The organism is Glycocaulis sp. (assembly GCF_051859565.1).
GTDB lineage: Bacteria > Pseudomonadota > Alphaproteobacteria > Caulobacterales > Maricaulaceae > Glycocaulis.
In genome coordinates, this window is sequence record NZ_JBHYFK010000003.1 from 1 (window position 1) to 24,518 (window position 24,518).

The 24,518-nt window shown below is 62.3% G+C and carries 27 protein-coding genes; 16 read left to right on the plus strand and 11 right to left on the minus strand.

The window, feature by feature from the left end:
- The first annotated feature begins 392 nt into the window (after nt 1-392).
- The 12 genes from ACTIGC_RS04900 to ACTIGC_RS04955 all read left to right on the plus strand — a co-directional run bounded on the left by ACTIGC_RS04900 (nt 393) and on the right by ACTIGC_RS04955 (nt 11,244).
- Entirely contained in the window at nt 393-1,304 is a 912-nt protein-coding gene (locus ACTIGC_RS04900) for an AAA family ATPase (protein WP_439633351.1), read from the plus strand.
- Nucleotides 1,301-1,777, plus strand: coding sequence for a hypothetical protein (locus ACTIGC_RS04905; RefSeq protein ID WP_439633352.1), 477 nt, complete (start codon nt 1,301-1,303; stop codon nt 1,775-1,777). The genes ACTIGC_RS04900 and ACTIGC_RS04905 overlap by 4 nt, the downstream gene beginning before the upstream one ends.
- Nucleotides 1,774-2,274: an HORMA domain containing protein gene (locus ACTIGC_RS04910; protein ID WP_439633353.1), complete on the plus strand. Its 501-nt coding sequence runs from the start codon at nt 1,774-1,776 to the stop codon at nt 2,272-2,274. The genes ACTIGC_RS04905 and ACTIGC_RS04910 overlap by 4 nt, the downstream gene beginning before the upstream one ends.
- Nucleotides 2,274-3,173, plus strand: a complete 900-nt coding sequence (locus tag ACTIGC_RS04915) for a CBASS oligonucleotide cyclase (RefSeq protein WP_439633354.1) — start codon at nt 2,274-2,276, stop codon at nt 3,171-3,173. Before ACTIGC_RS04910 ends, ACTIGC_RS04915 begins: the two co-directional genes overlap by 1 nt.
- Before the next feature lie 26 nt (nt 3,174-3,199).
- The gene (locus ACTIGC_RS04920; RefSeq protein ID WP_439633355.1) at nt 3,200-3,925 is read left to right on the plus strand and encodes a DUF6602 domain-containing protein; all 726 of its coding nucleotides are present in this window, start codon (nt 3,200-3,202) and stop codon (nt 3,923-3,925) included.
- 200 nt (nt 3,926-4,125) lie between these two features.
- Nucleotides 4,126-4,602 carry a hypothetical protein gene (locus ACTIGC_RS04925; protein ID WP_439633356.1) on the plus strand — a complete coding sequence of 159 codons (477 nt, stop codon included), beginning with the start codon at nt 4,126-4,128 and terminating at the stop codon, nt 4,600-4,602.
- Between the two features lie 831 nt (nt 4,603-5,433).
- Nucleotides 5,434-6,003: a dTDP-4-dehydrorhamnose 3,5-epimerase gene (rfbC, locus tag ACTIGC_RS04930; RefSeq protein WP_439633357.1), complete on the plus strand. Its 570-nt coding sequence runs from the start codon at nt 5,434-5,436 to the stop codon at nt 6,001-6,003.
- On the plus strand, nt 5,988-6,896 hold the full coding sequence (gene rfbD, locus ACTIGC_RS04935) for a dTDP-4-dehydrorhamnose reductase (RefSeq protein WP_439633358.1): 909 nt from the start codon (nt 5,988-5,990) through the stop codon (nt 6,894-6,896). The genes rfbC and rfbD overlap by 16 nt, the downstream gene beginning before the upstream one ends.
- 173 nt (nt 6,897-7,069) lie before the next feature.
- On the plus strand, nt 7,070-8,299 hold the full coding sequence (locus tag ACTIGC_RS04940) for a thiamine pyrophosphate-dependent enzyme (protein ID WP_439633359.1): 1,230 nt from the start codon (nt 7,070-7,072) through the stop codon (nt 8,297-8,299).
- Between the two features lie 2 nt (nt 8,300-8,301).
- A complete protein-coding gene (locus ACTIGC_RS04945) occupies nt 8,302-9,318 on the plus strand; it encodes an alpha-ketoacid dehydrogenase subunit beta (RefSeq protein ID WP_439633360.1) in 1,017 nt (338 codons plus the stop codon).
- Nucleotides 9,319-9,320: 2 nt separating this feature from the next.
- Nucleotides 9,321-10,661, plus strand: coding sequence for a dihydrolipoamide acetyltransferase family protein (locus tag ACTIGC_RS04950; protein WP_439633361.1), 1,341 nt, complete (start codon nt 9,321-9,323; stop codon nt 10,659-10,661).
- A gap of 370 nt (nt 10,662-11,031) precedes the next feature.
- The gene (locus ACTIGC_RS04955; protein WP_439633362.1) at nt 11,032-11,244 is read left to right on the plus strand and encodes a hypothetical protein; all 213 of its coding nucleotides are present in this window, start codon (nt 11,032-11,034) and stop codon (nt 11,242-11,244) included.
- Nucleotides 11,245-11,247: 3 nt separating this feature from the next.
- Here ACTIGC_RS04955 and ACTIGC_RS04960 read toward each other — a convergent pair whose 3' ends face one another.
- The 7 genes from ACTIGC_RS04960 to ACTIGC_RS04990 all read right to left on the minus strand — a co-directional run bounded on the left by ACTIGC_RS04960 (nt 11,248) and on the right by ACTIGC_RS04990 (nt 18,409).
- Entirely contained in the window at nt 11,248-12,747 is a 1,500-nt protein-coding gene (locus ACTIGC_RS04960; protein WP_439633363.1) for a UbiD family decarboxylase, read from the minus strand.
- A 213-nt stretch (nt 12,748-12,960) separates the two neighbouring features.
- Nucleotides 12,961-13,272, minus strand: coding sequence for a GNAT family N-acetyltransferase (locus ACTIGC_RS04965; protein ID WP_439633364.1), 312 nt, complete (start codon nt 13,270-13,272; stop codon nt 12,961-12,963).
- A 28-nt stretch (nt 13,273-13,300) separates the two neighbouring features.
- Entirely contained in the window at nt 13,301-14,035 is a 735-nt protein-coding gene (locus tag ACTIGC_RS04970) for an HAD family hydrolase (protein ID WP_439633365.1), read from the minus strand.
- 11 nt (nt 14,036-14,046) lie between these two features.
- Complete coding sequence (locus ACTIGC_RS04975; protein ID WP_439633366.1) at nt 14,047-14,964, minus strand: aminotransferase class IV; 918 nt, start codon at nt 14,962-14,964, stop codon at nt 14,047-14,049.
- A 23-nt stretch (nt 14,965-14,987) separates the two neighbouring features.
- Nucleotides 14,988-16,322 carry a serine hydrolase domain-containing protein gene (locus ACTIGC_RS04980; protein ID WP_439633367.1) on the minus strand — a complete coding sequence of 445 codons (1,335 nt, stop codon included), beginning with the start codon at nt 16,320-16,322 and terminating at the stop codon, nt 14,988-14,990.
- Nucleotides 16,323-16,384: 62 nt separating this feature from the next.
- A complete protein-coding gene (locus tag ACTIGC_RS04985; RefSeq protein ID WP_439633368.1) occupies nt 16,385-17,176 on the minus strand; it encodes an enoyl-CoA hydratase in 792 nt (263 codons plus the stop codon).
- Between the two features lie 15 nt (nt 17,177-17,191).
- Nucleotides 17,192-18,409, minus strand: coding sequence for an acyl-CoA dehydrogenase family protein (locus tag ACTIGC_RS04990; RefSeq protein ID WP_439633369.1), 1,218 nt, complete (start codon nt 18,407-18,409; stop codon nt 17,192-17,194).
- 68 nt (nt 18,410-18,477) lie between these two features.
- Here ACTIGC_RS04990 and ACTIGC_RS04995 point away from each other — a divergent pair, with 68 nt between their 5' ends.
- The 3 genes from ACTIGC_RS04995 to mutL are packed head-to-tail and all read left to right on the plus strand — an operon-like array spanning nt 18,478 to nt 21,721.
- Complete coding sequence (locus ACTIGC_RS04995) at nt 18,478-19,254, plus strand: TSUP family transporter (RefSeq protein WP_439633370.1); 777 nt, start codon at nt 18,478-18,480, stop codon at nt 19,252-19,254.
- Entirely contained in the window at nt 19,251-19,844 is a 594-nt protein-coding gene (locus tag ACTIGC_RS05000) for a GNAT family N-acetyltransferase (RefSeq protein ID WP_439633371.1), read from the plus strand. The genes ACTIGC_RS04995 and ACTIGC_RS05000 overlap by 4 nt, the downstream gene beginning before the upstream one ends.
- Before the next feature lie 32 nt (nt 19,845-19,876).
- On the plus strand, nt 19,877-21,721 hold the full coding sequence (gene mutL / locus ACTIGC_RS05005) for a DNA mismatch repair endonuclease MutL (protein ID WP_439633372.1): 1,845 nt from the start codon (nt 19,877-19,879) through the stop codon (nt 21,719-21,721).
- 3 nt (nt 21,722-21,724) lie between these two features.
- Here the strand turns inward: mutL and ACTIGC_RS05010 are convergent, their stop codons facing one another.
- Genes ACTIGC_RS05010 through ACTIGC_RS05025 form a run of 4 tightly spaced genes read right to left on the minus strand, consistent with a single transcriptional unit; the run spans nt 21,725 to nt 23,875 of the window.
- Entirely contained in the window at nt 21,725-22,006 is a 282-nt protein-coding gene (locus ACTIGC_RS05010) for a helix-turn-helix domain-containing protein (protein ID WP_439633373.1), read from the minus strand.
- Nucleotides 22,003-22,332 (minus strand): type II toxin-antitoxin system RelE/ParE family toxin, encoded by a 330-nt coding sequence (locus ACTIGC_RS05015; RefSeq protein WP_439633374.1) that lies wholly within the window; start codon nt 22,330-22,332, stop codon nt 22,003-22,005. Before ACTIGC_RS05015 ends, ACTIGC_RS05010 begins: the two co-directional genes overlap by 4 nt.
- 36 nt (nt 22,333-22,368) lie before the next feature.
- Nucleotides 22,369-22,935, minus strand: a complete 567-nt coding sequence (rsmD, locus tag ACTIGC_RS05020) for a 16S rRNA (guanine(966)-N(2))-methyltransferase RsmD (protein ID WP_439633375.1) — start codon at nt 22,933-22,935, stop codon at nt 22,369-22,371.
- Nucleotides 22,910-23,875 (minus strand): pseudouridine synthase, encoded by a 966-nt coding sequence (locus ACTIGC_RS05025; protein WP_127565863.1) that lies wholly within the window; start codon nt 23,873-23,875, stop codon nt 22,910-22,912. The genes rsmD and ACTIGC_RS05025 overlap by 26 nt, the downstream gene beginning before the upstream one ends.
- A 38-nt stretch (nt 23,876-23,913) precedes the next feature.
- Here ACTIGC_RS05025 and ACTIGC_RS05030 point away from each other — a divergent pair, with 38 nt between their 5' ends.
- A complete protein-coding gene (locus tag ACTIGC_RS05030; RefSeq protein ID WP_439633376.1) occupies nt 23,914-24,378 on the plus strand; it encodes a nucleoside deaminase in 465 nt (154 codons plus the stop codon).
- Nucleotides 24,379-24,518 lie beyond the last annotated feature (140 nt).

Consider the following 24,518-nt stretch of genomic DNA (forward strand, 5'->3'; position numbering starts at 1 on the left):
GATTCTCCCTGAAATTTCAATGTTCAGAGTAGCATTATATTTCGTGCTTGACAACGCGCATGCCAGCGCCTACGTTGTTCGGAGTAGGCGCACTTATTATTCACCATTCAGATTGGGCTTCAATACATGGCTGCAAAACACCGACCACCGGAGGCTCACAATTTTGTGGTGATCCCTAGCTCAGCGCGCGCGCGGCAATTGCGACACCGAACGGTATGCAATCGACCGGGGTTGGCGCTCAACCGCAAGCAAGGACGGAGTTGCGAATCTCTAACTGCGAAAGTCAGATCGCGCGACTGTGCGACCAACGCGATAGCGGTCTCCTGCGCTGGGGATGACGCCGCGCCAGGGGCAGTTTTTCAAACCGGAAACCGCTAGGGGAAGAGATAAATATGAAACCGACTGCGTTTGCCGATGAACTGCCTAAAGGAATCCAGCGGAGCCGATCTTTGCCCGATCCCGCGCTAGGTGCGCTCTGGGATTCGATCGTGCTTGACGAGCGTATTAAAAAGCAACTGCTGTCGCAGGCTGTACTAAATTTTACAATGCGACCGAAGGTCGATCGCAGCGTTATTCCCCTCCATGGCGTCATTTTGCTGGTCGGTCCGCCGGGTACCGGTAAAACCTCACTCGCGCGGGGCCTCGCCCACCGAACGGCTCAAGCTTTTCCTAGAAGTGGCTTCCGGCTACTGGAAGTGGAGCCGCATACGCTGACAAGCTCCGCGATGGGCAAAACGCAGCGCGCTGTTTCGGAGCTGTTTTCGCAGTCAATAGCGGAGGCGGCAGCGCTGGGTCCAACCGTCGTTTTGCTCGACGAGGTCGAAACGTTGGCCGCTGACCGCTCCAAGATGAGCTTAGAGGCTAACCCTGTAGATATACACCGCGCTACTGACGCTGTGCTCGTCCAGCTCGACCTTCTGGCAGAGCGTTTTTCCAACCTTCTCTTCCTGGCAACGAGCAATTTTCCGGAAGCTGTCGATAGTGCATTTACGTCGCGCTGTGACTTAGTCCTTCAAGTGCCACTTCCGGATCGCGAAGCGTGTCGCCGTATCCTGAGCGATTGCCTGACCGGTCTTGCGAAAACTTATCCCGCTATCGGGCGGTTGGTAGATGGGTCGACGATCGCTCGCGCCGCAGAAGAATGCGTTGGCCTTGATGGCCGCGCTATCAGAAAAACAGTCGCCAATGCCCTGGCTGTAGACCCAGAAACGGCGATGGACCCATCTCGACTGTCGCTCGAAGCCATCGTCTTTTCGGCGCGCGCCGCAAAGACGAGCCGAGTTGGAGGGCTGAGCCGCAAATGACAACCGTCGTTCGCCGTACCGTAATCAGCACCCCTCAACGCGACGCTCTGGCGACGTGGCGCTTCATCGTCAACTTGTTGACCAGCGGAAAGCAGAGCGACAATCGGACGACGCTGTTGTCCATCGAAGGGATCGCGGCCAGCGTCATCGCTGATCAGGTACCGCAGTCAGCAGCGATCGTAGTGACCTGCGACGGTCCGCGCACTCGGATTTATTGCCTTTATGATGACGACGCGATTGATGGTGCTGACGCAAATGAAAGCTTGCTCGGCTTCGACCCGTTGAACGGCGACTGGCATATTTCGTTGCCCTGTTCTTCTGACGACCTGACATGGGTTCAGTCCGCGCTGAAGAGCAAGACCAGCCGCGTTAGTGCCCGCGACCTTGCCGAGGCTATCACGCCTGAAGGTGATGCTAAGGCCGGAGCAGCGCCTGTTCTCATTCTCGATACCAAGGGGTTTCTCGGCTCATGACCAGTGTAGCGGTAAATACCTACACCCATTCGGTAACCTACGTGGCCGATAACATCCTCAAGAGCATCAAGGATATTATCCGGCTAAGTGGGCTCGATCCCTCCAATCTGGTGAGCAGTTGGGACAGCAAAATGCGCGCTCTGAAGGCGTGGCTAGGGAGCGGTGACCTTGAGACGGTTGTGCTAGAAATATTCAACCCCAACACTGGCGCGCTTATCACGCGTTGGGATGTCGATATAGTTTATAACTGGTCTTCCGGTGACGGTAGCTTTTGGACCGATACCGAACAGCTCAAGTACCATATCCGAAAGGCGGGCATCACACCGGCTGACGCCCGCTACGAAATCCTGCTTCAAACAAAGCCCAATAGGCCTGACGTCGCTGGATGGTCAAAAGGGAAATGCCGCTCGACCGACGGCATGGTTCGACAGACCTTAGGGTCCACAATCGAGCACAGCGGTCTTGGTGGCAGCGCGGCCTATTGGAGGAAAAGTTGATGCTCACGATCGATGAGGCTTTCCGCAAGTTCAAGAGCCGTTTGGAGTTGAATGACAAGGAGCAAAAAAACGCGTCCGCCCGGCAGACGGAAGTCCGCGAATTCATCAATACGAAATTTGGAGTGCAGGACAGCTTTCTGACTGGGTCGTATAAGCGGCACACAAAAACGAAGCCTCTGAGGGACATCGATATTTTTTTCGTGTTGAAGGATATTGAACGGCCTTATCGTGATAAGGCGCCTTCGGTGATGATAGACGATTTATATACAGCGTTAGCAAGCAATTACGGCGATAAAGCAGTTCGCAAGCAAAGCCGGTCTGTTAACGTCGATTTTGGTGTTGTCGTAGATGCTGACGATAATACTGACTATCGCATATTGAGTGTCGATGTCGTTCCAGCCTTCGCAACCGGTGACGACTACGAAATCCCCGATACTGACACCGGCAAGTGGATAAAGACCAATCCTAAGATACATGCAGAGAAGGCGACAGCGGCCCACCAAGCCTTTTCCAACGAATGGAAAGGATTGGTCCGAATGGTGAAGTATTGGAACAACAAATCTAGTCATGGCGAAAAGCCGGTTAAACCCTCTTTTCTGATCGAAGTCATGGCCTTGGAGTGTCTCTACGGCGGCTGGCAAGGTCGCTTCGACTATGAACTCCAGAGTTTTTTCACAACTCTTGCTGATCGCATTTTTGATGAGTGGCCCGATCCAGCAGGTTTGGGCCCTGCAATAAGCGACGGCATGGATGATGCGCGCAAACAGCGGGCGCGGCAGATGCTCATAGATGCAGGTCGCCAAGCGTCGCTGGCGATCAATCACGCTCGCAGCGGTAGAAACGGCGAGGCTTTGAAAGCTTGGCGGGCTCTATTCGGGCCCAAGTTCCCATTGTCCTAACGCCTTCGGGCAGAAAGCCAATGCAAATGTCCGACTTCTCTCTTTCTCAACTTCTCGCATCCCTGCACGAAGATATTCAGGAGCGTTTGGGGCGCGTACGTAAGACTATCGGTCATCCTGGCTCTAAGGGGACTGCCAGCGAAAACGTCTGGATAGACCTGCTGAACCGATACCTTCCTAAGCGGTACCAAGTTGCCAATGCTCATGTTGTGGATAGTCTAGGGAATTTCAGCGACCAGATTGATATTGTTGTGTTTGACCGTCAGTATTCGCCATTCATTTTCACTTACGAGAGCCAAACGATTATACCAGCAGAAAGCGTTTATGCGGTGTTCGAGGCCAAGCAAACCGCAGATGCATCTCTTATCGCTTACGCGCAGGACAAGATTCAAAGCGTCCGGAAGTTACATCGAACGAGCCTGCCAATCCCCCATGCAGGCGGTGTATATCCGGCAAAGCCGCTCATCCCGATCCTCGGCGGCATCCTAACCTTTGAAAGTGAATGGAAACCTGCCATGGGTGCCCCACTTGCTTCGGCTCTCGCCAGAGGGAACGACGACCGCCGACTTGATCTTGGCTGTATCGCCTCCCACGGACATTTTTTCCTCGACGCGGCAGCTCACGACTACAGCTTTGTGAGCGAAAGCAAGCCCGCTACCGCGTTCTTGTTCCAGCTAATTGCCCGACTGCAGTTCAGCGGAACTGTGCCGATGATCGATATCGATGCCTATGCCGAGTGGTTGACGAAATAGCGAACGGCTCTCTTCAAGTTCAAATTCTGTAGCAGGTCAGAAACGACGATTTGTGGGCGTTGCTGTCAAAAGTAGCGTTGCGCCGCCCTTGCATACTTCTAACACATCAGCTTTGCTGTTCTGCGCTGGCCATCTCCCGTCAGCGGTATGAGCAAGGTTCGCTATGAGGGCCTTTACTCTAGGGCAGTGGAGGCTGATCCGTGTCCGACGATGATGCCGCCGCAGAGCCGCGCCGGAGCACATCTGAGTCTCGCTTCCTGCGTGGACACCTGGAGGCGCAAGAACGTGCGGCGCAAGCCGCCCGTGAACAGTTGGAGGCTGACGAGCGCCGCCGCACCGAAATCGAACAGGCTAACCGTGAGTTTGAGATACAGCGGCTGGCGGGAGAGCTTGAGCCTGTCTCTCGGGAAAAGGCCGATGAAGGGCTCAAGCAGCAATATGAGCGCAGGCGCGAGGACATTCGAAATGAGATGGCGGACGGCTACCACAAGGAAGTCGAATTGACGCTTGGCGATATCAAGGCCGACCGTGCGGCGACTGCGGTGTATATGGACCAGATCAAGCTAGAGATCGCTGAGAAATGGGCGCGAGAGGAAGCAAGGCGGCTTGAGGAACTTGAGCGTCAGGAAATCGAGCGCAGAGCAAAAGAGCGGCGGATATACGATCAGGATCGCTGACCGGCTCACGGTGGGGTGGGGGTGGCATTTAGAGGGCGTTAAGCTGTCCGTGAAAGGGTCTAGAGGTAGGCTGATAACCGGGGAAACCCCGCTAAATCTCTTACACAAAAATATACACATAAATTCTAACAACGCAAAATATGCTAATAAAAACAATATATTGTCTGTTAGTGCGTTAGACTCAAAATCCGCCGGCCGCAAGGCCTTGCCGGTTCGATTCCGGCCGCCCGTACCACTCTTGGTTTCCGCAGCCCATCCGGGCTGCGATATTCCGCGAAAAGTCGCGGGCGCGCGGTTGCGCTCTTCGGACGGCGGAACGCCGTCCGCAAGCCCGAACGGGCGTCCGAGCTCATGCTAGGAGCGACGCACGGATGTGCGGAGCATCACTAAAAATCCTATGCGCGTTCGCGCTTTGCGGCCTGCAAGGCCAAAGGCCGCCCGCGACTTTTCGCGGAACATCGCAACGCGGAGGCGTTGCGCATCAAGAAAAGCTGGGTCTCCCGTCGGTGCGGGAGACCCCGGTTGTGTAGCCGGTTGCGCCATTTCTCCAGCTTCACCACTGACCTCTCCTCCGGGGTCCCCCGCCCCGACGGGGGAACCAGATTGCTTTTTCACTGCCTTCCGTCGTCATTCCGGCCGGAGCGAAGCGCAGAGCCGGAACCCAGCCTTTCCAAATACTGGGTTCCAGATAAGCGCTGACGCGCTTTCTGGAATGACGAAGAGAGGGATGTGAACAGCGAGCGCCGGGACCTCTTCGACGCCTCGCGCCTTGCCCCTGCCCGGCGCAGCCCTGTATGGGTGAGCGCGATGGCAATGGAGTAGCACCCGCTCATGATTGAACTGGTCACAGAGGCCCTTGATGGCGTGAAGCTGGTGCGCAGCCGCCGGTTCGAGGATGAGCGCGGCTATTTCACAGAGAGCTGGAATGCGCGCGCCTTCGCCGCCATCGGCATTGATACGCGCTTCGTACAGGACAATCATTCCCGCTCGGTGAAGGCCGGGACGGTGAGGGGGCTGCACTATCAGGCCCCGCCCTTTGCGCAGGCCAAGCTGGTGCGGGTCTCTCAGGGGCGGGTGGTGGATGTGGCGGTGGATGCGCGCCGTGGCTCGCCCACTTTCGGCCAGCATTTCAAGGCGGAGCTGAGCGCGGAAAATGGCCTCCAGCTCTTTGTGCCCGCTGGCTTCCTGCACGGCTTCATGACGCTGGAGGACGACTGCCACGTCCAGTACAAGGTCGATGCCCATTACGACAAGGCCAGCGATGGCACGGTGCGTTTTGACGATCCTGATCTCGCTATCGACTGGGGCATGCTGGCGGCGCGTGCGGTCCTGTCGGAAAAGGACGCCGCCGCCCCGCTCTGGCGCGATTTCACCTCGCCCTTCGTGTGGCAGGGCGGGTAAAGGCGGTGGCCCGCCTTCTCATCCTTGGCCGTACGGGCCAGCTTGCCACAGAGCTCATCGCCCAGGCGCCCGCTGAGGGCTGGGAGGTGACTGCGCTGGGCCGCGACCTGGCGGATTTTGCTGACCCTCTGGCCTGCGCCGCAGCGCTGGGCGAGCACCTGCCTGCTCATGCGGTCATCAATGCCGCGGCCTACACTGGCGTTGACCGCGCTGAGAGCGAGGAGGCGCTCGCTCATACCATCAATGCTGAAACGCCGGGCAGGCTGGCCGCCTTGTGCGCCGGGCGAGGCGTGCCTTTCATCCATGTCTCCACCGACTATGTGTTCGATGGGCGTAAATCCGGCCCTTACGTGGAAAGCGACCCTGCCGCTCCGCAAACTGCCTATGGCCGCTCCAAGCTGGCAGGCGAGCATGCCGTACTTGATGGCGGTGGCCGCAGCCTGATCGCGCGTACCGCATGGGTATATTCCGCGTACGGCCAGAACTTCGTGAAGACCATGCTGCGCCTCGGTGCCGAGCGCGGCGAGCTGCGCGTGGTGGACGATCAGCACGGATGCCCGACCGCCGCGCCTGAGCTGGCCCGCTGCCTGCTGGTGGCGGCGCGGGTGATGGCAGAGGGGCGCAGCGCTGGCGGTGTCTATCACCTCGCGGGGGCGGGGGAGACCAGCTGGGCCGGGTTTGCTGATGCAATCTTTGACCATGCCGCTCAGCACTGGGGCCATCGTCCAGCAGTGATACCGATCACCAGTGCCGAATATCCCACGCCTGCGCTGCGCCCGGCCAATTCCCGGCTGGATTCCAGACGGTTCGAGACCGGGTTCGGCACGCGCCCCGCTGGCTGGGAGGCGTGTCTCGGTGAAATAGTGCAAAAAATTCTCATATCAGAGAAATAGCGCGAATACGCGCGAATACCCTTGTGCCACCAGCGTGCTTCGCGTTTGCAGCATGCCCTTCGCACCTGCGGTGCATGTAGACAAACCCGCCGCGTGCCGCTAACCCGCCCCCCGACGCATGCAAATGCGCGAAAACCCTTATGGTACAAGGCGAAAAGGTACGGACAAAGTTCATGTCAAACGGCCAGTCACGCTTCCATGTGCCCGCCCCGCCCTTCCGGCCCGGCGACGCGCCCGACTTCTCCCATCTCGACCTGCAAAAGGCGGGCGAGGCCAAACGCCCCGACCCGTTGACGGCTCCGGCGAAGATGACCGATCTGGCTTTCGGCCTGATCGGTGTGCTCGATCACAACCATCAGGCGGTGGGCGAGTGGGATCCGCGCCTCTCTCCCGAAATCCTGCGCGAGGGCCTGTCCCACATGGTGCTGACGCGCATCTATGACGCGCGCATGCTGAAACTCCAGCGCCAGGGCAAGATGAGCTTCTACATGAAGTCGCTGGGCGAAGAGGCGGTGGCGGTGGCCGGCGCGATGGCGCTGAACTTCTCCGACATGGTGTTCCCGTCATACCGCCAGCAGGGCATTCTGTTCGCGCGCGGCCGCAATATCGTGGACATGATGTGCCATTGCATCTCCAACAGCCGCGATAATCTCAAAGGCCGCCAGCTGCCCGTTCACTACACCTGGGCGGAAGGAAATTTCTTCTCCATCTCGGGCAATCTCGGCACGCAATTCCCGCAGGCCGTCGGCTATGCGATGGCGTGCGCCTACAAGGGCGAGGACTCGATTGCCGCCAGCTGGATCGGTGATGGTACGACCGCCGCGCCGGATTTCCACGCGGCGATGACGCTGGCCTCCACCTATCGCGCGCCAGTGATCCTGAACGTGGTCAATAATCAGTGGGCCATCTCCACCTATGAGGGCATCGCCAAGGGCGATGCGGCTACCTTTGCCTCCAAGGGGCTGGGCTATGGCCTGGCTTCGCTGCGTGTGGATGGCAATGATTTCCTGGCCGTCTATGCCGCCACGAAATGGGCTGCTGACCGAGCGCGCAAGGGCGGCGGGGCGACCTTCATCGAGCTTTTCACCTACCGCGCCGACGCACACTCCACCTCGGACGATCCGGCCCGCTACCGGCCGAAGAACGAATTCGAGAAATGGCCGCTGGGCGATCCGATTGAACGGCTGAAAAACCATCTCATCGGCCTTGGCGAGTGGGATGAGGACCGTCACGCGAAGCTGGAAGAGCAGATGACGGCTCTGGTGGTGAAATCCTACAAGGAAGCGGAAAGCCACGGCACGCTGCATGACGGCCCGCTCTCTCCGACCCACACCATCTTTGAAGATGTCTACGCGACCGAAGACTGGCGCCTGCGCCGTCAACGCCAGGATCTGGGGGTCTAACGATGCCAGCGATGAACATGCTGCAGGCCCTCAATTCGGCCATGGACGTGCTGCTCGACAAGCACCCGGAGACGGTGATTTTCGGCGAGGATTCCGGTTATTTCGGCGGCGTTTTCGGCGCCACGCAAGGGCTGCAGAAGAAGTATGGCCTCGACCGCGTTTTTGACGCGCCGATCAATGAGGCGGCGATTGCGGCCATGGCCATCGGTATGGCCGCCAAGGGCCTTAAACCCATCGCGGAGATACAGTTCGCGGACTACATCTTCCCGGCCTTTGACCAGATCGTCTCGGAGATGAGCCGCCTGCGTTATCGCTCTGCCGGCCAGTTCGTGTCGCCGGTCGTGGTGCGCTCGCCCTGGGGCGGCGGTATCCGGGGCGGCCAGACCCACTCGATGAGCCCTGAAGCCTTCTTCACCCACGTGCCGGGTGTGAAAGTGGTGGTGCCGTCCAATCCCTATGATGCCAAGGGCATGCTGATCGCGGCCAGCGAAGGCGATGACCCGGTCATCTTCTTTGAGCCCAAGCGCATTTATAACGGCCCGTTTGATGGCGTGCCGGACGCCCCGCTTTCCAGCTGGGCCAGACACCCCAAGGGCGAAGTGCCCGAAGGCCATTACCGTGTGGAGCTCGGCAAGGCTGAAGTGGTGCGAGAAGGCGAGGCCTGCACCGTCCTCACCTATGGCACGCTGGTCCATGTCGCGGTCAATGCGGCTGAAAAGGCGGGCATTGACGCGGAAATCATCGATCTGAAAACCCTCGCCCCCTATGATATCGAGACGATTGTCGCCTCGGTGAACAAGACGGGCCGGGTGGTGGTCGCCCATGAAGCGCCGCGCACATCGGGCTTCGGGGCGGAGCTGGCAGCGCAGATTCAGGAAGAATGCTTCTATGCGCTCGAAGCGCCGATCTTCCGCCTGACGGGCTGGGACACGCCCTATCCCCACGCCCATGAATGGGCCTATTTCCCCGGTCAGGCGCGCTTCATCCGCGCGCTGCAGACGGTCACGGAGGCACGCTGAGCATGAGCGAATACAAGTACAAGCTCCCCGATGTCGGCGAAGGCGTGGTCGAGGCCGAGATCGTCGAATGGCACATCAAGGAAGGTGACAGCGTCACGGAAGACCAGCACATCCTCGATGTGATGACCGACAAGGCGACGGTGGAAATTCCCTGCGCGGTCAATGGCGTGGTGAAGAAGATTGTCGGGAGCCCTGGCGACGTTATTCCCGTCGGAACCGAAATCCTCGTCATCGAGATCGATGGCTCGCCTCCCACCGAGGAAGAAGCGCCCGCGCCGGAAGTGAAGGAAGAGGGCAGGCCTGCTGCCGACCCGGAAAAGGGCAAGGCGCTGGCCGAAGGGCCGGACCGCACCGCGCAAAAGAGCGAAGACCCAGCAGGCGGCAAGCAGGCGGTGCCTCCGGCAAAGCCCGCTGCTCCGGCACCCAAAAGCTCTGCCCCCGCCCGCGCGTCCGGCGAGCGGCCCATGGCCAGCCCCGCCGTGCGTCAGCGCGCTCTGGAGGCTGATATTGATCTTTCTGCCGTGCCGGGCACCGGCCCGGCCGGGCGCATCACCCATGCCGATCTCGATGACTTCATCGCCTCTGGCGGGCGTCTGGCGTCGAAGGCTGGCGGTTCGGCCTCTGGCCCGTCACGCGCGCCCCGCACGGGCGTAAAGGAAGAGAAAGTCATCGGCCTGCGCCGGAAAATCGCGCAGAACATGGCCGCCGCCAAACGCACCATCCCCCACATCACCTATGTGGACGAGATTGATCTGACGGCGCTGGAAGACTTGCGCGCGCACCTCAATGCGAACCGCAAGGACGGCCAGCCCAAGCTGACCCTCATCCCCTTCCTCGTCGCCGCGATGACGCGCGCCCTGCCGCAATTCCCGCAGGCGAACGCCCATTTCGACACCGAAGAATCCGTGCTGACCAAGTATGAGGGCGTCCATTGCGGCATCGCGACGGCCACGCCCAATGGCCTGATGGTGCCGGTGATCCGCCATGCCGAAGCGCTCGATCTCTGGCAGATTGCCGACGAGGTGAAGCGCCTGGCCGATGCCTGCCGCGATGGCAAGGCCACCAAGGAGGAGCTTTCCGGCTCCACCATCACCATCACCTCGCTGGGCGCGATTGGCGGGCTGGTCTCCACGCCGGTCATCAATCTGCCGGAGACGGCGATTATCGGCGTCAACAAGATGCAGGTCCTGCCGCGCTATGACGAGGCGGGCCGCGTGGTGCCGCGCAAGATCATGAACCTCTCCTCCAGCTTCGATCACCGCATCGTTGATGGCTATGAGGCAGCATTGCTGGTGCAGGCGATCAAGGGCTATCTGGAAAACCCGGCAACGCTGTTCATGTGAGGTGAACTTTCCGGGGCCCCGTTCGGGGGCGGGGACCCCGGTGATTTCTGCCCAGACCTATCAACCGGGTTCCCCGGCTTGACCGGGGATCCAGAAAAAGACCGGGCACCGGCTAATGCCGGTGAAACGCGATATTGGGTTTACTTGAAGTTCGAAAGCCCTCCTCTCGACCTGTCATCCTCCGGCCGAGCGGCAGCGAGGTCCGGGGGACCCACGCCTCTTGGCCAGACATGGCGGAAAAGTCTCAGGCATGGGTGGCCCGGATAAACCGGGCCATGACAATGGAGAGGGAACGGGTTGCCAGCCGCCCAAGGAACCACCCCTTACGCCCGCCCGTTACCTCTCCTGATTTAACAAGGGAGCTGGCATCATGCGGGCATTCTGGATTTTCGTTGTGGGTACGGTCTTCGCGCTCGGCGCGCTGGGATACGCTGCGCATCTGCTAGGCGTGCAGACCCAGTGGATCGTCATCGGCCTGGTGCTGATCGGCGGCATCGCCATTGCCAGCGGGGCGGGCCTCGCCCGCCGCCGCCGGCAGACCAATGTCGCCGTCAGCGCGGACAGCGCGAGGGGTGGCGAGTAAGGCTTACAGCCCCAATTCCCCCCACATCGCGTCTACCTTGTCGATAATCTCCTGCTCCATGAAGAGCTTCTCGCCCCATTCGCGGTTGGTTTCGCCTTCCCATTTATTGGTGGCGTCGAGCCCGATCTTGGAGCCGAGGCCGGAGACGGGCGAGGCGAAGTCGAGATAATCAATCGGCGTATGCTCGATGATGGTGCAATCGCGCGCCGGGTCCATGCGCGTGGACATGGCCCACATCACATCCTTCCAGTCGCGCGCATTGATGTCGTCATCCACCACGATCACCCATTTGGTGTACATGAACTGGCGAAGATATGACCACGCGCCCAGCATCACGCGCTTGGCGTGGCCGGGATAGGCCTTCTTCATCGAGATGACGGCGATGCGGTAGCTGCACCCTTCCGGCGGCAGCCAGAAATCGATGATCTCTGGGAATTGCTGGCGGATGAGGGGGATGAACACCTCATTGAGCGCCTCGCCCAGCACGCTCGGCTCGTCGGGCGGACGGCCCGTGAAGGTGGTGAGGTAGATGGGGTCCGAGCGCATGGTGATGGCGCTGACCTGAAAGACCGGGAAACGCTCCACCGAGTTGTAATAGCCGGTGTGGTCGCCATAGGGGCCTTCCGGCCCGTCCTCATCCAGCAGGACATGGCCCTCGATGACGATCTCGGCCTCGGCAGGCACTTTCAGCGGCACGGTCTTGCACTCCACCAGCTCCGCCTTGCGGCCGCGTAGCAGCCCTGCGAACTGGTATTCGGAGAGCGTGTCGGGTACCGGCGTGACGGCGGCCAGGATGGTCCCCGGATCAGCGCCGATCACGGCAGCAGCAGGCAGGGGATCGGGCCGTGCACCCTTCCAGCGCTGATAATGCTGCGCGCCGCCGCGATGTTTCAGCCAGCGCATCAGCGTGCGGTTCTTGGAGAGCTTCTGCATCCGGTAGATGCCGAGATTATAATCGTCCTGCTTGTCCTCTGACGGGCCCTTGGTGACGACGAGAGGCCAGGTGATCAGCGGCGCCGGCTCACCCGGCCAGCAGCCCTGAATGGGCAGGCGATCAAGATCGATATCATCGCCGGTCAGCACCACTTCCTGACAGGGCGCCTTCTTCACCGTGCCGGGGCGCATCGCCATCACGGTCTTGGCGAGCGGCAGAAGGTCGAGCGCGTCTTTCAGGCCGCGCGGCGGTTCGGGCTGGCGCAGGAAGGCGAGTAGCTCGCCGACCTCGCGCAAATCGGCCGCCGTACGGCGCGGCTCTCCGCCCATGGTCACGGCGCGCGCGACGCGCTCCACCGTGCCGAAGAGATTGACGAGGGCGGGCATCTCGGCGGCCCGGCCATCTTCGTGAACCGGGTTTTCAAAGAGAACCGCAGGACCGCCCTTGGCCAGCAGGCGGGTCTGGATCTCGGTCATCTCCAGATGGGTGGAAACGGGACGCGCGACGCGTTTGAGATCGCCCTCAGCCTCCAGCAGAGCCATGAATTCGCGAAGGGATTTGTACGCCATGTCTGCCGTCCTGCTGATAGCCGATAACGGGTTATAGCGCCGTCATGCGCGGCGGCCAGTGCGGCCATGTGCGCAAGATGTGTAACGGGGCGTAAAGGGGCTGCGCGTTTCACTGTTTCTCGTACCGATACCCCCTTTCGGTGCGACTCCTTGACGGAACGGGCCGGCCCCCCCCACCGCCGGCCCGTTTTCGTTTCGGGCCGGGGATTGGCGCTATTTCGCCTTGCCGCCCAGCACGTCCTGCCATTCGGGATGGCGTTCGATCTGCGCTTTCGCAAACGGGCAGAGCGGCACGATGCGCACGCCCTCTGCGCGGGCATCCAGCACACCACGCTCCACCAGCGCCTTGCCGACGCCCTTGCCGCGCCATTCATCGGGTACGCCGGTATGGTCGATGATGATGAGTTGCGGGTTGAGGATGGAGAAGGTCATCTCCGCATCGGGCAGGCCGGGCGCGCTGGCCACATAGCGGCCCTTTGAGCCGGAAACTTCTCTGGTGATCGTGTAGTCCGGCTTGTCGGTCATGGGGCGCTCCAGTGCGTGGTGAACGGCTTCAGGCGGCGGACAGCTTGTGCGCCCTGAGCGCCTGGTAGGCGGGCAGGCAGGCCTCTATAACGTCCCGGAGCGTGGCAGGGCGGGGATGGCCCGAAGGCGCGGGCGCTTCAAACCCTGTTGATGCCTCCACCCGGTTGTACCAGTGCGGCGCCCACGGCCCATCACTGGCGCGCCGCCCTTCCGGCCAGGTCAGCATGGCTTCATCAAACGGGATATCCAGCGCGGCGCACAGCGCGGTCAGCATGCCGCGCGGATCGGCCAGCACGTCTGCCCCTTCTATGACAGGCCATTGTTTGCCCGTGTTGGCGGCAATCACCTCATAGAGCGCATGCTGGCGTACCGCGCCCAGATCTTCGGGGCGCACTTCGCCCAAGGTGGCGTTGAAGCTGGCCGCCACATCGGCCGGATCGCGGATCAGGAAGATATGCCGGCAGCGCGCCGTCCAGGTGAGGTCCACCTCGTCCAGCATGTGCTGGCACATATGCTTCTGGAAGAAGAGCGGCGAGCCGTCCGGTGCTGATCCGCCACACCGGGCGGCGATCTTTTTCGGATCGGTCGGCCACAATTCCAGCACTGCCTCCCGGCCGGGATGGTTCAGCCCGGTGCGGTCGAGATAATACCCGTAAAAGGGCTCGTCCCAGACCTCGCAATCTGCCCGGTTTTCAAAGCTGCGCATCATCGCGGTGGAGATGTTGCGCGGACCTGACCACAGGCAGATGCGGACTGTTTTCATGGGCAGCGGCCTTATGTGCTCTCGCGTTCGATCCGGGCAAGATACAGTTTTTGCAAGCGTTCCACCATCGGTCCGCGCCCGCTGGTTAAAATTCTTCCATCCACGCTCGAAACTGGGGCAATGCCGGCAAATGTGCCGGTCACGAACGCCTCCTGCGCGCCATAGACATCGGTCAGCGAGAAGCGCTTTTCAAAGACGGGTATGCCTGCCTCGCGGCACAGCTCGATCACCACGCCGCGCGTAATCCCGCCAATGCAATACTCGCCGGTGGATGTCCACACCTCGCCCTTCCTCACGATGAAGAAATGGGTGGAATTACAGGTGGCCACAAAGCCGTGCGGGTCCAGCATCAGGGCCTCGTCCGCGCCCGCCTTGGCGGCCTGTATGCAGGCCGTGATGCAGTTGAGCTTGGAGTGGGAGTTGAGCTTCTGGTCCTGCACGTCCGGGTATCCGCGGCGCACATGCACGGTGAAGAGCTTCATCCCCCGCGTCGCCGCTTCCGGTTTCGGGTTCTTGTATTCGGGGATGATGACGATGGTGGCCGGGCCGATATTCACCCTCGGGTCCTGATAGGGCGTGCGCTTCAGCCCGCGCGTCACCATCAGGCGGATATGCACGCCGTCATGCATGGCGTTGGCTTCCAGCGTCTCGTAGAGCCGCTTTTCCAGCGCCTCAGGCGTCAGGCCGATATCCATGTCGATGGCCTTGGCGCCCTCGTAGAGCCGCTCCAGATGCCGGTCCAGGAAGACGATGCGGCCATGATGGACGCGCAGGCCCTCCCACACACCATCACCCAGTATGAAACCGGAATCGAAGACCGAAACGACGGCCTTCTCGCGTGGGAAAAGCTCGCCATTGACCGAGATGAGGATGCCCGCATTGCGCGGATCATCGACATATTCGTGAGTGCCCTTGCTGGTATTGGTCATGTCTCATCCAAAATCGCTAAAACTCAGCGCCGCGCCGCGATCACCGCGTTGACGAAGCCCGGCGTGTCTTCATTGATACCGTTTGTGGCACCCAGCCGCACTATCACCAGCTCATCTGACGGGATGATGACGGTCCGCTGTGACTGGAAGCCGTCCATCATGAAGGCGTCCTGAGGCAGGCCGGGATTGTTCAGCCAGAAGCCGGCCCCGTATCGCCCGGCCGAACGGGGCGTCGGAGTGGTGACATAACCGATCCAGTCAGCCGGAATGATCTGCACGCCGCCCGCGCGCCCGCCATCGAGATAGAGTTGGCCGAGCCGCGCCCAGTCGCGGGCGCTGGCATACATATAGCTGGACATTTGCAGCGTCCCGGCTTCATCGATCTCCACCACCGAATGGTGCATGCCCAGCGGATCAAGCAGCCAGTCCCTGAGCGTGGCCTGCCGTTCAGGCACCGTGTCGCCCAGATGTCCCGCCAGCGCGGACCCGGCGAGGATGGTGTTGCCGCTCTGATAGTTCCAGTGATCGCCGGGCGCATGGATCACGTTCCGGTTCGCGGCGTAGTGCGCCATGTTCGCCTGTGTGAACAGCATTTGCGAGTTGGGATCAAACCCGTCTCCGGTTTCAAACCCGTCCAGTCCGGCCGTCATCCGCAGGAGCTGGTCCACGGTGATGGCCCCGCGGCCGTTTGCGGCCAGGTCCGGCACCAGCCCTTCGGCATGCACATCCAGCAGGCCGCGCTGGACCAGCACGCCGGCGAGTGTCGCCGCAAACGATTTGCTCATCGACCAGCCCGGCAGCGGCGTTTCGGCTGTGACGCCTTCGGCATAGCGTTCCGCGACCAGCCGCCCGTCATGCAGCACCAGAGCTGCCAGCGTGTTGCGCCCGTCATCGGTGAAGGCGAGGTCAAGCGCCGCGTCCAGGCCCCCGGCGTCAAAATGGGCGTCGCGCCAGCCTGCATCCAGCGTCATAAGGTCAGCTTGCCCGCTCAGCGGCAGGGACAGTCCGGGGTCAAACGTGGCCGGATCGTGAACCAGCGTGCAGCCCAGCCCCTCGCGGTGGATGGCGGTCTGCCGGAAGAGTACGCCCAGCGCGGAGGCCGTGACAGTTTCCTTCTCATGGTCGATGCGAACTTGGAGCAGTGAACTGGCATCGCCGAGTATCGGGTCGGTATAGAGCGCTCTGGCGCGCTCAGGCTCGAGGCCCGACACGAAGGTCAGCGAGCATATCTGCTTGGCGGTGATGCCGGTGCCTGACGGCACATAAATCTGACCGATCGGCGAGCCGGATATGTAGAGCCAACCGCCAATGCCGGCAGCGATGATTACACCGGCAATAACGGCAAGTAAGCGCTTCATCCAATCCCCCAGTGCCCTCACTCGCCACCGCCCCGGCCCGCCGGGCCGGGGGAACGCATGCTTCAGCCGAAGCGGGAGAAGTCTGGCGCGCGGCGTTCGAGGAAGGCCGTGACCGCTTCCTTGAACTCCTCTGAGGCCAGCTGAGCGGCGAACTCTGCGCCTTCCTCGGCCATCAGCGTGTAGACGCTCTCCACGCCCTTGGTCATCAGCGCCTTGGACTTCTTCACCGCGTTGGGGGCTTTTGCCGCCAGCGCGTCAGCACGCTTCATCACTTCTGCTTCAAGATCGGCTGCCGGGAAGACGCCATTGACGAGGTTTTTCGCCTCGGCCCGGCGCGCGTCCCAGGTCTCGCCGAGCAGGAGAAGTTCTGACGCGACCACCCGGCCCACAATGCCGGGCAGGACCGCGCTGGAGCCAAACTCTGGCACCAGTGCCAGATCCACAAACGGTGTCTTGAACGTCGCCCTGTCGGACGCATAAGCGAGGTCACAATGCAGGAGCAGGGTAACGCCAATGCCGATGGCCAGCCCGTCCACGCAAGCAATGACCGGCTTTGTGGCGCCGAGCAGAGCGCGCATGAAGCGCTCCACGGGCGGCATGTCGCCCCCGCCAATCGTGGGAGGGGCCTCCATGAAGTCCATCAGATCATTGCCGGCGGTGAAGACGCCATCGGTTCCGGCGATGACCACCACGCGGATGGCCTTGTCCGTCTCCGCCGTCTCCAGCCCTTGCGCCATGGCGGTGTACATGGCGCGCGTGATGGCGTTCTTCTTGCCCGCCCGGTTGAAGCGGATGACCCGGACCGCACCGCGATCCTCAATCAGAATGTCGGCAAAACCTGCTGGAGCATTCATGGAGCGATCCTCACCCTACGCTTCGTTGAGCCAGCGCTTCATTTCGAGGCGGGCGATGGTGCGCTCGTGCACCTCATCCGGCCCGTCCGCGATGCGCAGCGTGCGGATGCCGGCATAGGAGGAGGCGAGCGGGAAATCATCGCTGACCCCGCCGCCGCCATGGGCCTGAATGGCATCATCGATGACTTTGAGTGCCATGATGGGCGCGGCCACCTTGATCATGGCGATCTCGCCGCGCGCGGCCTTGTTGCCGACGGTGTCCATCATCCACGCGGCCTTCAGCGTCAGGAGGCGCGAGGTCTCGATATCGATGCGCGCGCGGGCAATGCGGTGCTCCCAGATGGAGTGCTTGATGACCGGCTTGCCAAAGGCGGTGCGGCTCATCGCGCGTTTCACCATCAGCTCCAGGGCGCGCTCTGCCGCGCCGATCGTGCGCATGCAGTGGTGGATGCGGCCCGGCCCGAGACGGCCTTGCGCGATTTCAAAGCCTCTGCCTTCGCCCAGCAGGATATTGCTGGCAGGCACGCGCACGTCTTTCAGCTCGACTTCCATATGGCCGTGCGGGGCATCGTCATAGCCAAACACCGGCAAATGGCGCAGCACCTTGACGCCCTTGGCGTCGGCAGGAACCAGGATCATGGATTGCTGCTGGTGCAGCTCGGCATCCGGGTCGGTCTTGCCCATGACGATATAGACCGCGCAACGCGGATCACCGGCGCCAGAGCTCCACCATTTGCGGCCATTGATGACGTATTCATCGCCATCGCGCTTGATCGAGCATTCGATATTGGTCGCGTCGGAGGAGGCGACGGCAGGCTCGGTCATCAGGAAGGCGGAGCGGATCTCGCCAGCCAGAAGCGGCTTCAGCCATTTCTCCTGATGCTCTTTCGTGCCGTAGCGCGAAAGCACTTCCATATTGCCGGTATCGGGCGCGGAGCAGTTGAACACCTCGCTCGCCCAGACCACCCGGCCCATTTCCTCCGCCAGCGGCGCATAGTCCGCATTGGAAAGCCCGGCGCCGTGCTTTTCGTCCGGGTGGAAGAGATTCCACAAGCCTTGCGCCTTCGCCTTGGCTTTCAGCTCCTCGATGATGGGCAGGACCTGCCAGCGATTGGTGCCAAACCCGGCCAGCTGGTCATGATAGGTCTTCTCGTTCGGATAGACGTGCTCATCCATGAAGGCGCGCACGCGAGCCAGATAGTCCTTGCAGCGGGCCGAGTATTCAAAATTCATCTTGGGTGTCCTCCCTCGCGGTTTTCGCGTGCGCCCGGTCCGGGCCAGTTTCGTTTGTCCGGACTATCATGGCACTTCCTGCCGGTGATTCCATCTGTGACATGACATCCATCATCATACTTTTTGCGGTGCTGGCGACGGCCTTCCTGTCGGCCGTGTTTGGTATGGCGGGCGGATTGATCCTGATGGGCGTCCTGGCAGCCCTCCTGCCCGTGCCGGCGGCGATGGTAATGCATGGTGCGGTGCAGAGCGTGTCCAATGGCTGGCGGGCCGTGCTCCTGCGCCGCTACATATTGTGGAAGTCGATAGGCTGGTATCTGATCGGGTCGGCTGGCGTCGCGCTCATCCTCCTCAGTTTCACGTTCATCCTGCCGCGCCCCTGGCTTTTCATCGTGCTGGGTCTCGTGCCGCTGATTGTCTGGGTGCCGAGATCGGTGTTTGCGCTGGATGCAACAAAGCCGGGGCAGGGCATTGCCTGCGGGGTCAGCGTGACCGGCCTTAACGTGATCGCGGGCGTATCCGGGCCGCTGCTCGATACTTTCTACCAGAATGTGGAGGCCGACCGGCGCTCAATCGTCGCCACCAAGGCCGCCACGCAAGTTGCCGCGCACGGGGTGAAGATCGCCTACTATATCGCTCCGGCGCTGGCCGCGGGCGAAGGCGGGTCGTTCTGGCTCATCGCCGCCGCCATACCGCTCTCGGTGATCGGGACGACGCTGGGTGCAAAGATGCTCGACCGGATGAGCGAGGACGTGTTCCGGCGCTGGACCAAACGTCTCGTGACGGGGATAGGCGCGTACTACTTGGTGCAAGGGCTGTGGCTGCTCAATGGAGGGACGGGATGAGGCTGGAACCCATGGTGCTGGATAACGCCTTCGTGCGCCTTGAGCCGCTGGATGATTCACACCGGGAGGAGATGCGCCTCCTCGCCCGCGAGCCGGAGCTGTGGGAATGGACCAGCGTGCGCGGTGATGGTCCGGGCTTTGATGCCTGGTTTGACCCGTTGCGCGCAGGTCAGCCCGGCAACCGCCAGTTCGGCCATGCGGTGAGGATACGCCAGACTGGCGAGCTGGCCGGGCACACCTCGTTCGTTGCTATCGAGCCCGACCATGCCCGCGTGGAGGTCGGCTGGACCTGGTATGGCGCGCCCTGGCGGGGCGGGTTTGTGAACCCGGCCTGCAAGCGTCTCATGCTGGGCCGGGCGTTTGAGGCCGGCGCGCAGCGCGTGGAGCTGAAAACCCATCACCTGAACCAGCGCAGTCAGCGCGCCATGCTGCGTATGGGCGCCGTGCAGGAAGGCACGCTGCGCAGCCATATGGTGACCTGGCGCGGTGACCGGCGCGATACCGTGTACTTCTCTGTCTTGCCCCATGAATGGCCTGCCGTGCGCGAGGGGCTGGAGCGCCGCCTGCAGGCATTTGCCCCGGCGGCTTGACCGGCCCGCCCCCAGACCCGACTTTCCCGCCCATGGCCATTATCCGCCGACTCACCCCTGAAACCGTCAATCGCATCGCCGCTGGCGAGGTGGTCGAGCGCCCCGCCTCGGCCCTGAAAGAGCTGGTGGAAAATGCGCTGGATGCTGGTGCCACGCGCATTGATGTGCGCGCAGAGCAGGGCGGGCTGACCCGGCTGATCGTGGAAGATGATGGTCACGGCATGGACCGTGACAGCCTCGCCCTGTCGGTGGAGCGTCATGCCACCTCCAAACTGCCCGTGGGCGCCGATGGGGCGGATGATCTTCTCAACATCGCCTCCATGGGCTTCCGGGGCGAGGCCTTGCCCTCCATCGGGTCGGTCGCGCGGTTGTCGATCACCACGCAAGGCCCCTCTGGCGATTGCTGGGCGCTGGAGGTGGAAGGCGGCAAGACCGGCGAGCCACGTCCCGCCCCGCCGCTGGGGCGCACCGGCACGCGCATTGAAGTGCGCGATCTTTTCTACGCTACCCCTGCGCGCCTGAAATTTCTCAAATCCGAGCGCGCCGAGAGCATGGCCATCACTGACGTGATGAAGCGTCTGGCGCTCGCCAGAGCCGATGTCGGCTTCTTCCTCACCCTTGATGGCCGCTCGCGCCTCGCCCTGCAGGCACCGGGCATGGTGGACACGCCCGAAGCGCGCCGTACCCGCCTCACCGCCCTGCTGGATAGAGACTTTGCCGAGAATGCGCTGGCCATTGATACGGTGCGCGAGGGCGTGAGCGTGACCGGCTGGGCCAGCCTTCCCACCTATAACCGGGGCACGAACCAGCACCAGTTCCTGTTCGTGAACGGCCGGCCGGTGCGCGACAAGCTGCTGGTAGGGGCGGTGCGAGGTGCCTATCAGGACTTCCTCGCCCGCGACCGGCATCCGGTGGTGGCGCTCTATGTCGATCTGCCGACCGATGAGGTGGATGTGAACGTCCACCCCGCCAAGGCGGAGGTGCGCTTTCGCGATTCCGGCCTCGTGCGCGGGCTGATTGTCGGCGCGCTGCGCCATGCGCTGGCAGGGGCAGGCCACCGTGCCTCGACCAGTGTCGCCTCCGCCACGCTTGGAAGACTGCAGCCACAGAGCGCGCCCACAGGCTCGCTCTGGGCGCCGTCGCGAGCCGAATACGGCGCGCGGGTATCACCCGCCTATGAGGCGTCTCTGGCCGAGCGTGCTGCCCACGATTTCGATGCCGGATTGCCGCGCGCCGAACCCTCCGGCCTTGCCTACGCTGCGAGGGTAGAGGCGGAGCCTGCCCGTGAGCTGGAAGACTTTCCGCTGGGTGCGGCGCGCGCGCAGCTGCACGAGACCTATGTGATCGCGCAGACGGCGGACGGGCTGGTCATCGTCGATCAGCACGCCGCCCATGAGCGCCTCGTCTATGAGCGGATGAAGGCGGCTCTCAGCACCACCGGCGTCGCCCGGCAGGCGCTTCTGGTGCCGGAGATCGTCGAGATGGACGAGGGCGAGGCGCGCCGCGTGCTCGACCGGGCAGAGGAACTCGCCGAGCTTGGCCTTGTCATCGAACCCTTCGGCCCCGGCGCGATTGCGGTGAGGGAGACGCCCGCGCTTCTCAAACGCCTCAATGTGCAGGGCCTGATCCGCGATCTCGCCGACGAGATCGCCGAATATGACGAGGCGCTGTCACTCAAAGAGAAGCTGGAGGAAGTGGTCGGCACCATGGCCTGTCATGGCTCGGTGCGAGCGGGCCGCCGCCTGACGGGCGAGGAGATGAACGCGCTCCTGCGCGAGATGGAAGCCACGCCCCATTCCGGCCAGTGCAATCATGGCCGGCCCACCTATGTGGAGCTGAAGCTGTCTGATATTGAGCGGCTATTCGGGCGGAAGTGAGGGTCAGGCCACCGCTCTCACGTCCAGCTTTACGCTGAGCCCCGCCGCGCTGGCGGCATTGACCAGTGCGTCCAGCGCGAAAACCTGCACCTTGCCACGCATCAGATCAGACACGCGGGGCTGTGTGACGCCCATGCGCTTGGCCGCTTCGGTCTGCGTCCAGCCCATTGCCTCGATATGGGATTTGAGCGCGATCATCAGCTCGGAGCGCAGCTTCATGTTCTCCGCTTCGCCGGGTGTGCTCTCGATGGCGTCCCAGATGCTGTCAAAACGATGTTCGCTCATGGTCTCTGCTCGTTGATGAGGGCTTTGTAGCGGCGGGCTGCAAGTTCGATATCGGTTTTCGCGGTGCGTTGGGTCTTCTTCTGGAAGCAGTGAAGGATGTGAACCGCGTCAGCGAGCCTGGCCAGATAGATCACCCGGAATGCGCCGGTTTCATCGCGGACCCGTATCTCCCTGACGCCTTGTCCGATGGCTACCATCGGTTTCCAGTCATCCGGGTCCAGTCCGCGTTGAACCCTGTCGATCTGGTGGCCCGCCTCCCGGCGCGCACCTTCCGGGAAGTCCCGAAGGTCGTTCAGCGCGCTGCCATGGAACGCGACCTGTTTCATGCTATCCAAACCCGATTATACATAATTTTGTATAACTCACAAGCTGCCCCTCTTCAAATACACCACCCTTGCTGCGCCATATTCGCCTTCGTCTAGACGTTCCCAGCCGGGTGTTTCGGGCGTCTCGTCGATGCCCACTTCCAGAACGGCGATTGCTCCAGGGCTGAGCCAGCCGCCATCCAGAAGGCGGGAGAGAGCGAGCTCGCCAAGGCCCTTGCCATAGGGCGGATCGAGGAAAACGAGATCAAACGGCGCGCCGAGATTGGCCGGTTTCGGCCCCATGGCGGTGGCATCGCGCCGGTGCAGGCGGGTCGTCGCCCATAGCTGCAGCGCCTCGACATTGTCGCGGATCGCGCCTCTGGCGCCGGCATCGGTCTCGACAAAGAGGCAGAAGGCCGCGCCCCGGCTCATGGCTTCAAAGCCCAGCGCGCCGGAGCCCGCAAACAGGTCGATCACGCGCTTTTCCGCCAGCCCGTCTGACCAGCTGGCATGGGCCAGCTTGTTGAAAATGCTTTCGCGGGTGCGGTCGGCGGTAGGGCGGGTATTGCGGCCCTTGGGCGCGCTGAGCGCGCGGCCCTTATGGCTTCCGGCGATGATGCGCATCGGGCTTTCGGGCCTTGTTGTCGGGGCGCTTGCCGGGGCCGGGTTTGCCGCGTGGTGCGCCGGGCGAGGGGCGTGACGGTCCCTTGCCTGCCGGCGCAGGCGGGCGTGGGCGTTCGGGCTTGGAGACCGCCCTGCCGGTCATGTCGGCCTCGCGTGCGCCCTCCTTCATCGGATAGCCGTCGCCATCGAGGGGGTAGAGCTTGCCGAGCTGTTCGCGCAGGACCGAACGGCGGATTTCTTCGGTCTTGCCTTTTTCCAGCGCGCCAAGCTGGAACGGGCCGTAAGCGGTGCGCAGCAGCCGGTTCACGGTCAGACCGACCGCAGAGAGGACCTTCCTCACTTCGCGGTTCTTGCCCTCTTTCAGGCCCACGGTCAGCCAGGTGTTGGAGCCGGTGCGCCGGTCCACCACCACCTCGATGGGGCCGTATTTCACGCCCTCGACACTGATGCCCTTTTTCAGCTTCTCGATGGCCTCTTCGGTGATGTCGCCATAGGCGCGCACGCGATAACGCCGGGTCCAGCCCGTTGAGGGCAGTTCCAGCACGCGCGCCAGCTCGCCATCATTGGTCAGCAACAAAAGGCCTTCCGAGGTGAGGTCCAGCCGGCCAATGGAAATGACGCGGCCGATTTCCTTCGGCAGGGACTGAAAGACGGTCTCGCGCCCCTGCGGGTCGGCATGGGTGGTGACCAAGCCATCGGGCTTGTGGTGACGCCACAGCCGGGTCGGCGGGCGCTCGGCGATGGGCTTGCCGTCCACGCGCACATCATCGCCGGGGCCAACCTTCACCGCAGGCGTGCGCAGAATCTTGCCGTTCAGGCTCACCCGGCCGTCCTCGATCATGCGTTCGGCTTCACGGCGCGAGGCAACGCCGGCATGGGCGAGCACCTTGGCGATGCGTTCGCCGTCTTCAGCATTTTTGGGGGCAGGGGGCTTGGCCAAGGCTTGCGGGGTCTCCGGTGAAGGCTTAAGCGGCTCCCATGAGCGATAGCCGCGACATACGCTTTATGGAACTAGCCTTGGGTCAGGCGCAAGCCGCTGCCTCTGCGGGCGAGGCACCAATTGGCGCGGCGATCGTCGATCCTTCGACGGATGAAGTGGTTGCGCTCGCCCATAATGCGCCGATTGCTGGTCATGATCCGAGCGCGCATGCCGAAATTCTCAGCCTGCGCCTGGCCGGCCAGAAGCTTGGCAATTACCGGCTGACGGGGCTGGAGATGTTCGTGACGCTGGAGCCGTGTGCCATGTGCGCAGGCGCGATCAGCCACGCACGCATTGGCCGCCTCGTCTATGGCGCGTCAGACCCCAAGGGCGGGGCGATTGAGCACGGCCCGCGCTTCTTTGAGCAACCCACCTGCCACTGGCGGCCAGATGTGACCGGCGGAGTGCTGGCAGATCAGAGCGCGGCGCTTCTGAAAGGGTTTTTCAGGGCGAGGCGGGGGTAGGACTCTTTCCTTGTGCTCCGCACATCCGTGCGTCGCTCCTCGCATAGGCTCGGGCGCGCGTTCGCGCTTGCGGGCCGCTTTGCAGCCCGAGAGTCCAAAGGCCGCCTGCGACTTTTCGCGGAACATCGCAACGCGGATGC